The sequence below is a fragment of the Cupriavidus basilensis genome (genome assembly GCF_029335485.1).
In the GTDB taxonomy this organism is placed as follows: domain Bacteria; phylum Pseudomonadota; class Gammaproteobacteria; order Burkholderiales; family Burkholderiaceae; genus Cupriavidus; species Cupriavidus basilensis_E.
This window is the reverse complement of sequence record NZ_JARJLM010000528.1, coordinates 1-13040: the sequence shown is the minus strand read 5'-3', so window position 1 is coordinate 13040 and position 13040 is coordinate 1. Positions and strand designations below refer to the sequence as shown.

Here is a 13040-nt window from a genome sequence, read left to right as displayed (position 1 = left end):
GCTTTCTTTTGGTTACTTTTCTTTACGAGTAAAGAAAAGTGACACCTCCATGTGCCCGAGGGCCTGACACCACACCGCCTTTAGGCCCTGCAGACCCAAATCAGACCAAAAATAAACCAGAAAAATCTAAAAAATCCACTGCCAAAAATGGAAATGATTATAAGAATAAATCAAACATTCATCTTCCGATTGCGGCCAATGAATAAAAAACTCGCTTGCCCATTCATGCATCTGCCGTTACCAGTTCAGATGACCACTCGATCATGAACGGCACCGGTTTCGTCGTGGGCGCGATGGCGCCAGATCTGGAAGCGCTCAGGCTTTAGGCTGCGGCTCTCGCAGGTCGCTGGCCCTGTGCGGGGTGCCTCCCTTACGCCCGCCGGTTCACCAATACGATCCCGGCCAATACCAGTATCGCCGCTAGCGCGAATCGCATGCCGACAGCATCGTGCATCAGCACTACGCCAAACGCTACGCCGAACAGCGGCGTCAGGAAGGAGAAAACCGACAGCCGCGAGGCCAGGTATTGGCGCAGCAGCCAGAACCAGGTCAGGTAGCTGGCGAAGGCGATCAGCACCGACTGGTAGAACAGGCTCGCCAGCACCAGCCCACCGACCTGCGCATGCAGGTGCTGGCCGGCGGAGAGCGCCATCGCCAGCAGCATCACCGCCGATACCGCCAGCTGGTAGAGCAGTGTCTTGCTGGGCGGCGCCGAGGCCAGCGGGCTGGCGCGTACCACTACCGTGGTGGCGGCCCACAGGAATCCGGCCAGGATGCCCAGCGCATCGCCCGCCAGGGTGCTGCCGCCATGCGCGGCCGGTGCCGCCATGCCGTCGGCAAAGGCCAGCGCCATGCCGCAGAACGCCAGTCCCACGCCCAGCCATTGCCCGCTGCGCAGCCGCTCGCCCGGTACCGTCAGGTGCAGCCCGAGCGCGGTGAAGATCGGCGCGGTGTAGAGAAACACCGCCATGCGCGAGGCCGTGGTGTGGCCGAGGCCAACGAAGATGCAGAAGAACTCGGCACCGAACAGCAACCCGGCCACCAGTCCGGCCCCCAGCGTGCCGTCGCGCTGCCACAGCGGCGTGCGCCGCCAGGCTGCGAAGCCGAATACCAGCAGGGCCGCCACCGCGGAGCGTACGCCGGCCTGCAGTACCGCGCCCATCAAGGGCGCGGTCGCCTTGATGACCACCTGCTGCAATCCCCACGCCAGGCACAGCACCACCATCAAGGCGATGGCGGTGCCGTCGAGCGGGCGGCGGGCAAGCCCTTGCGCGCTCACGTTACGGACGGCTGGCGTCGCGGGTGGTGTTGCGCTCGATCAGTTCGATCTTGTAGCCGTCCGGGTCTTCGACGAACGCGATCACCGTGGTGCCGCCCTTGACCGGGCCGGCCTCGCGCACCACATTGCCGCCGGCGTTGCGGATGCGCTCGCAGGCGGCGGCGGCGTCGTCGGTCTCCAGCGCGATATGGCCGTAGGCGGTGCCCATCTCGTATTTTTCCACGCCGTAGTTGTAGGTCAGTTCCAGCACGGCGGTCTCGGATTCCGGGCCGTAGCCGACGAAGGCGAGGCGGTACTTGTATTCGGTGTTGTCGCTCTCGCGCAGCAACTGCATGCCGAGGATGCGGGTGTAGAAGTCGATCGAGCGCTGGAGGTCGCCGACGCGGAGCATGGTGTGGAGGAGTCGCATGATGGGGAGCCCTGCTTGTTTTTGGTCGAGGAACTATTTTAGACGGGATGGGGAAAGTGGGCTCGCGGCTGTGCCGGCCGGCACCGTTCCCATTTGAAATCAACGGCCGGGCATTGCAACCGGGCCACCGCCGCCCCGGCTAGAACGTCGGCAGCAATTCCGGCGGATGCGCCCGCAACTGCGCCCTGGCGTCCCGAAACTCGGGAAAGATCGAAGCCACGGTATCCCAGAAGCGCGGGCTGTGATTCATCTCCTTGAGATGCGCCAGCTCGTGCGCGGCCACATAGTCGATCATCGACAAGGGAAAATGCATCAGCCGCCAGTTCATCCGGATCTTGCCGTCGGCCGTGCAGCTGCCCCAGCGCGTCGCGGCCGAGGTCAGCGCGAACGCGCTGTGCCGCACGCCGAGCTTCTCCGCGTAGATATCGAGCCGCTGCGCCAGCAGCCGCCTGGCCTGGTGCTGCAGCCAGCCCTGCACGCGGTCCTTGATCTGCTGCTCGTCGGCGTGCACGGGCAGCGCCAGATGCAGGATGCGGCTGTCGGCGTCGAACTGCAGTACGCCGGCGGGGGATTCGAGCTGCAGCGTGATGGGCTTGCCCAGGAAGGGCAGGCTCGCGCCTTCGCGCCATTGCACGGTGGGCAGCACGCGGCGGGCTTCGCGGTGCTGCCATTCGCCCAGCTTGTTGAAGATCCAGCGCTGCTTTTCGAGAATGGCCGACTCGACGTCGGACAGCGTGACCCAGCGCGGCGCGGTGATGGACAGCCCGCGGTCGTCAACGGTGAAGCCGATGGTACGGCGCGAGGAGCGCTTGAGCGTGTAGTGCACGCTGCGTTCGCCCACCTGCAGCCGCCGCGCATTGGGCTGCGGCTGCGGCCAGGGCTGCGCCGTCGGCGAGATGGGCTGCGCCGGCGCCGATCCGCCGGGCGCCATGCCGGGTGCCATGTCCGCGCCGGCAAGGGCGTCGGACAGCGGCAGCTCCATCTGGGAACCAGGGGCGTCGGGGGACGGGCGCAGCAATTTCATGCGGGCATCTTGCTCCGGTAGCTCTGCGCATCGATTCTACGCATATCCTGCTCGATCCACGCCTCCACCTCCTGGTTGAGCTGGTCGGCGGTCTTGTTGGCCGACGAAATCGGCGGGCCGACGGAGACCGTGATCATGCCCGGATATTTCAGGAAGGTGTTGCGCGGCCACAGGCGACCGGAGTTGACCGCCACCGGGACGACCCATGCGCCGGTTTCCACCGCGAGGCGGGCGCCGCCGCTCTTGTAGCGGGTCTTTTCCAGGCCCGAGCGCGTGCGCGTGCCTTCGGGGAACATGATGATCCATGCGCCCTCCTTGAGCCGCTCACGGCCCTGGCGCACGGCCGAGGCAAAGGCCCGGGGGCCTTCCTTGCGGTTGATATGCACCATCTTGAGCATGCCCAGCGCCCAGCCGAAGAAGGGCACCATCAGCAGTTCGCGCTTGAACACGAAGCACATCGGCTTGGGCATGGTGGCCACGTAGGCGATCGTTTCCCAGGCCGACTGATGCTTGGACAGCACCACCACCGGCTTGTCGAGCACGCCGTTGAAGTTCTCGCGGCCTTCGAAGCGGTAGCGGATGCCGCAGATCAGGGCCGCCGCGCCGATGACCAGCCTCGGCCAGCCGCGCACGAACAGGTAGCGGCGGTTGGCGCTCATGAAGGGAAAGACGATGAAGCACGCGCAGGCATAGGGCGGCGTCAGCACCAGCAGGTACAACGCGAACAGCAGGGAGCGGAGAAAAATCATCGGTGCGGATATAGGTTCAGGAACCGGCCAGGCGCGGGGCGCCGTCGCCGGTGAGCAGCCAGCGCGCAAAGGCGCGCAGGTCTTCGTGGATCAGCGTGCCGGGCGGCAGGCCGCCCTTTTCCTCGGTCTGGCGACCCTTGCCGGTCAGCACAAGGTGTGGTGCGCAGCCCACCGCCAGCCCGGCCTCGAGATCGCGCAGCGAGTCGCCCACCAGCGGCACCCCCTTGAGCTCGACGCCAAAGCGCTCGGCGAGCTGCTCCAGCATGCCCGCCTTGGGCTTGCGGCAATCGCAGCCGTCCGCCGCGGTATGCGGGCAGAAGAACACGGCATCGACGCGCCCGCCGAGACGCGACAGCGCCTTGTGCATCTTCTCGTGCATGGCGTTGAGCGCGCTCATCTCGAACAGGCCGCGGCCGATGCCGGACTGGTTGCTGGCGATCACCACGCGATAGCCGGCCTGGTTGAGCGCGGCGATCGCTTCCAGGCTGCCATCGATGGGAATCCACTCGTCCGGCGTCTTGATGAACTGGTCGCTGTCGAGGTTGACGACCCCGTCGCGATCCAGGACGACAAGCTTGGGCGGTGTCTGCGGCATGATGGCCTCCCGTTGTGATGCAGGTCGGCTGGCGCCTACGCGGCCAGCTTGGAGATGTCGGCCACGCGGTTGGCCAGCACGTGCAGCGAGGCCAGCAGCGCCAGCCGGTTGGCGCGCAGCTGCGGGTCTTCGGCCATCACCATGACGTCGTTGAAGAACTGGTCGACCGCCTCGCGCAATTGCGCCAGGTCGCGCAGCGCGGTGGCGAAATCGCCGTTCGCGAACGCGGCATCCACCTGCGGGCGCACGCTCTCGACCGCGCCGTGCAGCGTGCGCTCGGCGGCTTCCTGCAGCAGCGCGGGCTGCACCGTGCCCACGGGGTCGGTATTCTTGCGCAGGATGTTGGTGATGCGCTTGTTGGCCGCGGCCAGGGCCTCTGCCTGCGGCAGGGCGGCAAAGGTGCGCACGGCCTCCAGGCGGGCCAGGATGTCGTCCAGGCGCTGCGGGCGCAGGCTTACCACCGCCTCCACTTCATTGGTGGTGTAGCCCTTGTCCTTCAGGTAGCCGCGCAGGCGGTCGTAGAGGAAGTCGGCGATCGCGGCTTGCGCGGGCTTGACCGCGGCGATGCCGGCGAAGGCCTGCTGGGTGAGCTCGAGCAGCGCGTCGATCGACAACGGCAGCGGGGTCTCGACCAGCATGCGCAGGATGCCGAGCGCGTGGCGGCGCAGCGCGAAGGGATCCTTCTCGCCGGTGGGCGACAGGCCGATGCCCCAGATGCCGACCAGCGTTTCCAGCTTGTCGGCCAGCGCCACCGCCAGGCTCACCGAGCCGGCCGGCAGTGCGTCGCCGGCGAAGCGCGGGCGGTAGTGCTCGGAGCAGGCCAGCGCCACGGCTTCGGCTTCGTCGTCGTGGCGCGCGTAATACGTGCCCATGGTGCCCTGCAGCTCCGGGAACTCACCCACCATATCGGTCAGCAGGTCGGCCTTGGCCAGTTCGGCGCCGCGCATGGCGGCCGCCTTTTCCACGGCGACGCCGGCCGCGCCCAGCGCATCGGCGATATGGCCGGCGATCTGCTGCAGGCGCTGCACGCGGTCGAGCTGCGTGCCGATCTTGTTGTGATAGACCACGTTGGCCAGCTGCGGCACGCGCGAGGCGAGGGTCTTCTTGCGGTCCTGGTCGAAGAAGAACTTGGCGTCGGCCAGGCGCGGGCGCACCACGCGCTCGTTCCCGCTGATGATGGAGTCCGGCGTGTCGGTGGCCAGGTTGGAGACCACCAGGAAGCGGTTGCGCAGGTGGCCTTCGGCATCGGTCAGCGCGAAGTACTTCTGGTTGGTCTGCATGGTCAGGATCAGGCATTCCTGCGGCACTTCGAGGAAGACTTCCTCGAAATGGCAAGCATAGACCACCGGCCATTCCACCAGCGAGTTGACTTCGTCGAGCAGGGCATCGGGCATGACGACCCGGTCGGCGCCGGCCTGTTCCAGCAGCGCGGTGCGGATGTGCTCGCGGCGCTCCGCATAGCTGGCCAGCACGCGGCCTTGTGCTTCCAGCACCGCGGCGTACTCGCCGGCATGCGCGATCTCGATCTCGCCGGCCGACAGGAAGCGGTGGCCCTGGGTGGTGCGGCCAGCCTGCAGGCCCAGCACGCTGACCGGCACCACTTCGGTGCCAAGCAAGGCAATCAACCGGTGCGCCGGGCGCACGAAGTGCACGGTGCTGCCGTCCGGGCGCTGGTAGCTCATCACCTTGGGGATGGGCAGCCTGGCGATGGTGTCGTCCAGCGCGGCCTGCAGGCCGCCGACCAGTTCGGCGCCGCGCGCGGTATAGCGGTAGAAGAAGGCGTCGGCCTTGCCGTCGGAGGCGCGTTCCAGGGTTCGCCAGTCGATCGACTCGACGCCCACCGATTTGGCCAGCGCGGCCAGCTTCTTGGCCAGGGGCGCCGTGGGCTCGCCGTTGGCGTCCAGCGCCACCGTCAGCGGCAGGACTTTCTCGCGTTGTTCGCGGTCCGGCGCGTTGCGGCGGACCTTGGTGACCTGCGCGGCCAGGCGGCGCGGCGTGGCGAACGAGGTCACGGCGGCGCCGTCACCCAGCAGGCCACGCTCGGAGAGGCCGGCGAACAGGCCCTGCGCGAAGGCCTCGCCCAGGCGCGCCAGCGCCTTCGGCGGCAGCTCTTCGGTGAACAGTTCGATCAGCAGCGTATCGTTCGAATCGGTCAGGAGTTGCGACATGAATCGTATCCAACAAGTTGTGGCACGCGCTGCGCTCTAGCAGCGCGGTGCGGTAGTAGGTTCTACGCCGGACAACAGCCAGAGGCCGTTTTGCTGCCGGAATTGCAGCGTGGTCGCCGCGCATTGCGTGTCTGCGCTGCCGCCGCGGCCGTTCTGGGCGGGGCGCGGCGCGAAAAAGCGGGCGTCGAGCCGGCGCAGGCGCCTGTCGTAGCGGATCTCGTCGATGCGGCCGCCGACCCAGAAATCGATCCGGGGCGGCAACTGCGCGGCCGAGTAGTAAGTCTTGATCTGGCGCCGCACCCGGCCGTTGACGGTCTCGGTCTCGGTCCAGGTCAGCGGGTAGCGGATCGCGCTCTCATAGGCGCGCAGCGGCACGCGATGCCAGCCCAGGTCCCTGGAGCCCGACAGGTCGCACGCGAACGAGCGGATCAGCTGGGTCCACTGGTCCAGCGAGTTGTTCGCCCCGAAGGCGCCGTGCCAGTGCCGGTCGATGGCCTGCTGCAGGGCCTGCGGGCTGGCCTCGCACACATTGGACAGGTCGGCCGGCAGGTACAGGGCCTGCGGGCTGGGCAAGGAGACGGTGGCCAGGACTGCGCCGGGCGCCCCCACGGCCAGCATCGCCAGGGCAGCGCCTAGGCACAGCGCGCTGCGCGCTGCGCGCGTCATGCGGCGGCCGCGCGTTCGCACATCGGAAAGCCGAGCGCCTCGCGCGAGTCGTAGTAGGCCTGGGCCACCAGCCGCGACAGGTTGCGGATGCGCCCGATATAGGCGGCGCGTTCGGTCACCGAGATCGCGCCGCGCGCGTCCAGCAGGTTGAAGGTGTGGGCGGCCTTGAGCAGTTGCTCGTAGGCGGGCAACGGCAGCCGCTTCGCATCCTCGGCCGGGGCAGCTTCCTGGCCTTCCTGCTTCGGCTCGGCGGCGCCCATCAGGCGCTTGGCCTCCGCCTCGTGTTCGGCGAAATGGCGGAACAGGATCTCGGCGTTGCTCTGCTCGAAGTTGTAGGTGGACTGCTCCACTTCGTTCTGGTGGTAGACGTCGCCATAGGTCAGGCGGCGCGTCTTGCCGTTTTCTTCCCACTCGGTCCACACCAGGTCATAGATGTTCTCGACCTTCTGCAGGTACATCGCCAGGCGCTCGATGCCATAGGTGATCTCGCCGGTGATGGGCTTGCAGTCGATGCCGCCCACTTGCTGGAAGTAGGTGAATTGCGTCACTTCCATGCCGTTGAGCCAGACTTCCCAGCCCAGGCCCCAGGCGCCGAGCGTCGGATTCTCCCAGTCGTCCTCGACGAAGCGGATGTCGTTCTGCTTCAGGTCCAGGCCCAGCGCTTCCAGCGAGCCGAGATACAGCTCGAGGATGTTCTCGGGCGCGGGCTTCAGCACCACCTGGTACTGGTAGTAGTGCTGCAGGCGGTTGGGGTTCTCGCCATAGCGCCCGTCCTTGGGACGGCGCGACGGCTGCACATAAGCGGCGCGCCACGGCTCCGGTCCGATCGCGCGCAGGAAGGTATGCACATGCGAGGTGCCGGCGCCGACCTCCAGATCGATGGGTTGCAGGAGTGCGCAGCCCTGCCGGTCCCAGTAGGCCTGCAGGGTGAGGATCATTTGTTGGAAGGTCAGCATAGGCGAAGACTAGTAAGGGCCTGGCGACAGGCCGGCAAGCAGGGGCAAGCTGGCGCAGCGGCGGGAAAGCTGCCGCGGCGCCTCGCGAAGATCGTGCCAAACCCTGAATTCTATCGGTTTTTTTTGCGCTGCCCGCGATCGGCACGGCCCTTGCATGGCTTGCAGTGCCGCGGCGGCCTGACTGAGCGCGCAAGTGATGTCGGCGTTTTGCAACGAATCGGGTAAACACCGAAGCCCCCTAAAGCCCTGCCCCATACTGGACGATAGTGTTTTTGTATACAGTATTAGGCAGAGCTGTGCATAACAGCCGCCAATGTTCGAAACACTCCAGATACGGGGACACCGGTCATGTCGCTGCTTTCTCGCAAGCCTTATCTCGTCGCCATCGCGGTCATGATCGCGGTGGCACTGCTGTCGGTCGTCGCGGGCCTCGCCGCCTGAATCCGGCCGGCGGCCCGGCGACCGTCAGCCCCGCTGGCGCCGCCAGGCCGCCACTGCCAGCACGACCAGGCATGCCGCCAGTGCCGGGAGGTTGCCCCAGCGCACGTACGGCGTGAAGCCCTGCATGCCCTGCACCTGCGCGGCGAGCGTGCCGACGGTGAAGGTCGGCAGGCGCTCGGCCACGACGCCGTCCGGCGTCACCACGGCGGTCATCCCGGTATTGGTCGAGCGCAGCATCGGCCTGCGGGTTTCCAGCGCGCGCATGCGCGAAATCTGCAGATGCTGGTCCAGCGCGATGGTGTCGCCAAACCACGCAAGGTTGGTCACGTTGACGAGGATATTGGCGGGCACCGGCTGGCTGCGCAGCGTCTCGGCGATTTCCCCGCCGAACAAATCCTCATAGCAGATATTGGGCGCCACCATGATGCCGCGCACCGGCAGCGGCGCCTGGTCCAGCCCGCCGCGGCGGAAGTCTCCCAGCGGCATCTTCATCATGTTCACGAACCAGTGGAAACCGAAGGGAATGAACTCGCCGAACGGCACCAGGTGGTGCTTGTTGTAGCGGTACAGCCGCTCGGTCAGCGGGCCCAGGCCGAATACGCTGTTGGTGAAATCCACCGGCGAATCGGCACCGGCGGCACCGAACAGCACGGTGGTGCCGCTGGCCACGGTGAAGTCGCGCACCGCAATGGCGATATCCACCGGCAGATCCTGCAGGATCACCGGGAATGCCGTCTCGGGCGTGACCACGAGATCCGCCGGGGCGGCCGTGATCAGGTCGCGGTATAGCTCGAGCGAGCGTTGCACGCCGACCGGCTCGAACTTGATGTCCTGCGCCACATTGCCTTGCAGCAGCCGCACCGAAATGGGCTTGCCGGCCGGCTTGGTCCAGGCGATCGGCGCCAGCGCGGCGCCGGCCAGCGGCAGCGCCACGGCTGCAGCCAGGGCGAGCACGCCGGCGCGTTTGCCGCCGCGGCCGAAGCCGCGCACCGCCGTCGCCAGCAGCGCCGCCACGGTCGCGGCCAGCGCGCCGATGCCATAGACTCCGACCAGCGGCGCAAAGCCGGCCAGCGGGCCATCGGTATGGGCGTAGCCGCTGGATAGCCAGGGAAAGCCGGTGAAGACCACGCCGCGCAGCCAGTCCGACAGGCCCCAGGCGGCGCCGAAGGCGAGCGGGGCAAGCAGGGACAAGGCGGTTGCCCGCGCAGCCGCCGACCCGCGCCGCGCCGTCAGCCAATGCCAGCCGGCCGCGGCCAGCGCCGGATAGAGGGAGAGGAAAGCGGCGAACAGCAGCACGGCGAGAAGGGCCATCCAGGCCGGCATTTCGCCATACACGTGCATGCTGATATAGAGCCACCACACGCCAGAGAGGAACCAGCCCAGGCCGAATGCATAGCCCGTGGCCGCCGCGCTGCGGGCGCGGGGCGCATCGGCGGCCAGCGCCACCAGTCCCGCCAGCGACAGCAGCTGCAGCCACCACCATGCATGCGGCGCGTAAGCCTGGGTGTGAGCCACGCCCAGCACGGCGGCCAGCAGCAGGCGGGGCAGGCTCGCGCCGCGCGCCTCGTCGCGTCCGGCGCTGGCTGCGCCGGGCCATGCCTGGAGCAGGCGCTTCATGCGCCGTCCACTTCGGACGGAGTGGACGGGGCCTCGCGGCGCACCAGCAACAGGTGCGCCTGGCGGGCGTCGGCACGCAGGACCTCGAAGCGGATCGGCGGCAATGTCACCACTTCGCCGCGATGCGGCACGTGACCCAGGTGGTTGCTCAGCAAGCCGCCCACCGTGTCGACGTCGTGATCCGAGAATTGCGTGCCGAAGGTCTCGTTGAACTGCTCGATCTCGGTCAGGCCATGCACGCGCCAGCTGCCGTCGGGCAGTTGCAGGATGTTGTCGTGGTCTTCGTCGAGGTCGAACTCATCCTCGATATCGCCCACGATCTGCTCCAGCACGTCCTCGATGGTGACCAGGCCGGCAACGCCGCCGTACTCGTCCACCACCATGGCAATGTGATTGCGGTTGATGCGGAAGTCGCGCAACAGGATATTGAGGCGCTTGGACTCGGGGATGAACACCGCCGGACGCAGCGTTTCGCGCAGGTCGAAGTGCTCGTCGGTGTAATACCGCAGCAGGTCCTTGGCCAGCAGGATGCCGATGATATTGTCGCGGCTGCCCTCGTAGACGGGAAAGCGCGAGTGCGCTGTCTGCCGCATGAAAGGGATGAAGCTCTCCGGCGCGTCGGCAATATTGACGGTGTCCATCTGGCCGCGCGGGACCATGATGTCGCGCGCGGTGAGTTCGGATACCTGGAATACGCCCTCGATCATGGAGAGCGAGTCGGCATCGATCAGGTTGCGCGCGTGCGCATCCTGAAGCACCTCAAGCAATTCAGCGCGGGAGTCGGGCTCGGGGGAGATGAAATCCGAGAGCCGTTCGAGCAGGGATCGGGGTCGGTCGGCTGGCTTCGAACTGGGATAAGGGTCGTTCATGGCGCGACAAGCGCGTGGTGGATATCGCCTGAAGGATACACTAAAAGAGTTTTGCTTCCGTGACACGACATGGTCTTGGGGCGCCGGCTTGCGCCCCGGGACCATGTCCGGGCAACGGCCGATGGCCCGCCAGGCGACTCGCCGGGCGCGCCGGATGGGCTTAGAAACGGAAGGTGCCGAGCGCCTCGCGCACCTCGTCCAGCGTCGCCTGCGTAACGCCGCGAGCCTGCTCGGTACCGTGCTTCAGGATGTCGAACACATACTGCGGATCCTTGGCCAGCGCCTCGCGCCGCTCGCGGATCGGCGCCAGCATTGCCTGCAGCACGCTCTCCAGCCGGCGCTTGAGCACCATGTCGCCGAGGCCGCCACGGCGATAGTGTTCCTTCAGCTCCGCCACCTCATCGACCGCTTCGTCGAATGCGTCGAGATAGGTGAACACCACATTGCCTTCCACCTGGCCCGGATCCGACACCTTGAGGTGGTTGGGATCGGTATACATGCGCATGACGGCTTCCTTGACCTGCTCGGGCGTAGCCGCCAGCGGGATCGCATTGCCCTGCGACTTGCTCATCTTGGCCTTGCCGTCGACGCCGGGCAGGCGGCCGAAGCGCGGGATCAGCGCGGCGGCCTCGGGCAGCACCTCGCGGCCAACCTGATGATTGATGCGCCGCACGATCTCGTTGGTCTGCTCGATCAGCGGCGCCTGGTCCTCGCCGACCGGCACCACATGGGCCTTGAAGCCGGTGATGTCGGCGGCCTGCGACGCCGGGTAGCACAGGAAGCCCGCCGGGATGTCGCGGCCAAAGCCGCGTGCCTGGATCTCTTCCTTGATGGTCGGATTGCGCTCCAGCCGGGCCACCGTGACGAAATTCAGGTACATCAGGGTGAGTTCGGCCAGCGCGGGCAGGTGCGACTGCACCGTGATGGTGGTCTTGGCCGGGTCGATGCCGACCGCCAGGTAGTCGAGCGCCACCTCCAGCACATTGCGCCGCACCTTGTCGGGGTCGTGCGCGTTGTCGGTCATGGCCTGGGTGTCGGCCAGCAGCAGGTATTGCTTATGGGTTTCCTGCAGTGCCACGCGGCTCTTGAGCGAGCCGACGTAGTGGCCGAGGTGGAGCTGGCCGGTGGGGCGGTCGCCGGTGAGGATGACCTTGCGCGTGGGCGCCTGCGTTTCGCTAGTCATGGCATTTCCTTCGGTAAGGTTTTGCCGCGGAGCCCGTCAGCGGAAGCATGCGCCTGCCGACCGGGCTGCGGCGGCTAGAGTCGGGATCGGGGGATGACGACGTGCCGCTGCCTTCAGCAGCGCCACCAACAATGCGGGACGGGGGCGATCCTCATGGGGCTGCGGGCTCCAGCTGGCGCGCCAGTTCAACGTATTCGGCCACCGGCACTTCCTCGGCACGGCGTCCCAGGTCGAAGCCGAGCGCGTCGAAATCGACCTGGTCGCGCAGTATCGACAGCGTGTTGCGCAGGACCTTGCGGCGCTGCGAGAACGCCGCCGCGACCACATCGCCCAGCACCGTCAGGTTGCAGGCGGGATAAGGCGAACGCAACTGGCCGTCCGGCTGCCGCGGCCAGGGAATCATGCGCACCACGGCGGAATCGACCTTGGGCGGCGGATTGAACGATGCCGGCGGCACATCGAGCACATGCTCCATGTGATAGCGCACCTGCAGCATGATCGACAGCCGCCCGAAGGCCTTGCTGCCGGGCTCGGCCACCATGCGCTCGACCACTTCCTTTTGCAGCATGAAATGCTGGTCGCGCACCTGGTCGGCAAACCCGGCCAGGTGGAACAGCAGCGGGCTGGAAATGTTGTACGGCAGGTTGCCGACGATGCGCAGCGGCTTGTCCGCTTGCCACAGCTTGCCGAAATCGAAGGCCAGCGCGTCGCCGGCATGAATCACCAGGCGCTCGCCGTAGCGGCGCCGCAGGCGCTCCACCAGGTCGCGGTCGAGTTCGACCACCTGCATCTGCGGCAGCCTTTCCAGCAGCGGCTGGGTCAGCGCGCCGAGGCCGGGGCCGATCTCGACCACCGTCTCGCCCGGCTGCGGGTCGATGGCGCTGACGATGCCGTGGATGATGCCGTCATCGACCAGGAAGTTCTGCCCGAATCGTTTGCGGGCCACATGGCCCTGATGTACGTTGGAACGCATAGTTGTCTTGCTCGGGCGTCAGCGTGTTGCCGCCAGCGGCGCGGCGCGGTGCCGGCCGCCGGCGTGGCCGGCCATGGCGATGGCGCTGCGGATCGCCTCGATCATGCTGCC

11 protein-coding genes and 1 pseudogene are annotated in these 13040 nt (G+C 67.0%); all 12 read right to left on the bottom strand.

Going from position 1 to position 13040, the window contains the following annotated elements; all coding sequences use genetic code 11:
* Positions 1–370: 370 nt before the first annotated feature.
* On the bottom strand, positions 371–1225 hold the full coding sequence (locus tag P3W85_RS32570; RefSeq protein ID WP_276267789.1) for a DMT family transporter: 855 nt from the start codon (positions 1223–1225) through the stop codon (positions 371–373).
* Positions 1226–1280: 55 nt separating this feature from the next.
* Positions 1281–1688 carry a lactoylglutathione lyase gene (gene gloA / locus P3W85_RS32565; protein ID WP_035812521.1) on the bottom strand — a complete coding sequence of 136 codons (408 nt, stop codon included), beginning with the start codon at positions 1686–1688 and terminating at the stop codon, positions 1281–1283.
* Positions 1689–1827: 139 nt separating this feature from the next.
* Complete coding sequence (locus P3W85_RS32560; protein WP_017227530.1) at positions 1828–2712, bottom strand: M48 family metallopeptidase; 885 nt, start codon at positions 2710–2712, stop codon at positions 1828–1830.
* The gene (locus tag P3W85_RS32555; RefSeq protein WP_017227529.1) at positions 2709–3461 is read right to left on the bottom strand and encodes a lysophospholipid acyltransferase family protein; all 753 of its coding nucleotides are present in this window, start codon (positions 3459–3461) and stop codon (positions 2709–2711) included. Before P3W85_RS32555 ends, P3W85_RS32560 begins: the two co-directional genes overlap by 4 nt.
* A 16-nt stretch (positions 3462–3477) precedes the next feature.
* Positions 3478–4104 (bottom strand): annotated as a pseudogene (gene gmhB / locus P3W85_RS32550) (D-glycero-beta-D-manno-heptose 1,7-bisphosphate 7-phosphatase); the annotation flags it as partial.
* Positions 4092–6224: a glycine--tRNA ligase subunit beta gene (gene glyS / locus P3W85_RS32545; protein ID WP_276267788.1), complete on the bottom strand. Its 2133-nt coding sequence runs from the start codon at positions 6222–6224 to the stop codon at positions 4092–4094. The gene glyS and the pseudogene gmhB, both read right to left, overlap by 13 nt.
* Before the next feature lie 36 nt (positions 6225–6260).
* The gene (locus P3W85_RS32540; protein ID WP_276267787.1) at positions 6261–6890 is read right to left on the bottom strand and encodes a hypothetical protein; all 630 of its coding nucleotides are present in this window, start codon (positions 6888–6890) and stop codon (positions 6261–6263) included.
* Entirely contained in the window at positions 6887–7846 is a 960-nt protein-coding gene (gene glyQ, locus P3W85_RS32535) for a glycine--tRNA ligase subunit alpha (protein WP_276267786.1), read from the bottom strand. The genes P3W85_RS32540 and glyQ overlap by 4 nt, the downstream gene beginning before the upstream one ends.
* Positions 7847–8311: 465 nt before the next feature.
* Positions 8312–9904: an apolipoprotein N-acyltransferase gene (gene lnt / locus P3W85_RS32530; RefSeq protein ID WP_276267785.1), complete on the bottom strand. Its 1593-nt coding sequence runs from the start codon at positions 9902–9904 to the stop codon at positions 8312–8314.
* The gene (locus tag P3W85_RS32525; protein ID WP_035808131.1) at positions 9901–10773 is read right to left on the bottom strand and encodes an HlyC/CorC family transporter; all 873 of its coding nucleotides are present in this window, start codon (positions 10771–10773) and stop codon (positions 9901–9903) included. Before P3W85_RS32525 ends, lnt begins: the two co-directional genes overlap by 4 nt.
* A gap of 160 nt (positions 10774–10933) precedes the next feature.
* On the bottom strand, positions 10934–11956 hold the full coding sequence (gene trpS / locus P3W85_RS32520; protein WP_017225363.1) for a tryptophan--tRNA ligase: 1023 nt from the start codon (positions 11954–11956) through the stop codon (positions 10934–10936).
* A 151-nt stretch (positions 11957–12107) separates the two neighbouring features.
* Positions 12108–12929, bottom strand: coding sequence for a 16S rRNA (adenine(1518)-N(6)/adenine(1519)-N(6))-dimethyltransferase RsmA (gene rsmA / locus P3W85_RS32515; protein ID WP_017225362.1), 822 nt, complete (start codon positions 12927–12929; stop codon positions 12108–12110).
* Positions 12930–13040 lie beyond the last annotated feature (111 nt).

What these genes read in the sequence shown, in the direction of transcription:
- glyS (WP_276267788.1), bottom strand. Translation starts at nt 6,224, where the DNA reads ATGTCGCAACTCCTGACCGATTCGAACGATACGCTGCTGATCGAACTG.
- P3W85_RS32555 (WP_017227529.1), bottom strand. Translation starts at nt 3,461, where the DNA reads ATGATTTTTCTCCGCTCCCTGCTGTTCGCGTTGTACCTGCTGGTGCTG.
- trpS (WP_017225363.1), bottom strand. Translation starts at nt 11,956, where the DNA reads ATGACTAGCGAAACGCAGGCGCCCACGCGCAAGGTCATCCTCACCGGC.
- rsmA (WP_017225362.1), bottom strand. Translation starts at nt 12,929, where the DNA reads ATGCGTTCCAACGTACATCAGGGCCATGTGGCCCGCAAACGATTCGGG.
- P3W85_RS32570 (WP_276267789.1), bottom strand. Translation starts at nt 1,225, where the DNA reads ATGGTGGTGCTGTGCCTGGCGTGGGGATTGCAGCAGGTGGTCATCAAG.
- P3W85_RS32560 (WP_017227530.1), bottom strand. Translation starts at nt 2,712, where the DNA reads ATGAAATTGCTGCGCCCGTCCCCCGACGCCCCTGGTTCCCAGATGGAG.
- lnt (WP_276267785.1), bottom strand. Translation starts at nt 9,904, where the DNA reads ATGAAGCGCCTGCTCCAGGCATGGCCCGGCGCAGCCAGCGCCGGACGC.
- glyQ (WP_276267786.1), bottom strand. Translation starts at nt 7,846, where the DNA reads ATGCTGACCTTCCAACAAATGATCCTCACCCTGCAGGCCTACTGGGAC.
- P3W85_RS32540 (WP_276267787.1), bottom strand. Translation starts at nt 6,890, where the DNA reads ATGACGCGCGCAGCGCGCAGCGCGCTGTGCCTAGGCGCTGCCCTGGCG.
- gloA (WP_035812521.1), bottom strand. Translation starts at nt 1,688, where the DNA reads ATGCGACTCCTCCACACCATGCTCCGCGTCGGCGACCTCCAGCGCTCG.
- P3W85_RS32525 (WP_035808131.1), bottom strand. Translation starts at nt 10,773, where the DNA reads ATGAACGACCCTTATCCCAGTTCGAAGCCAGCCGACCGACCCCGATCC.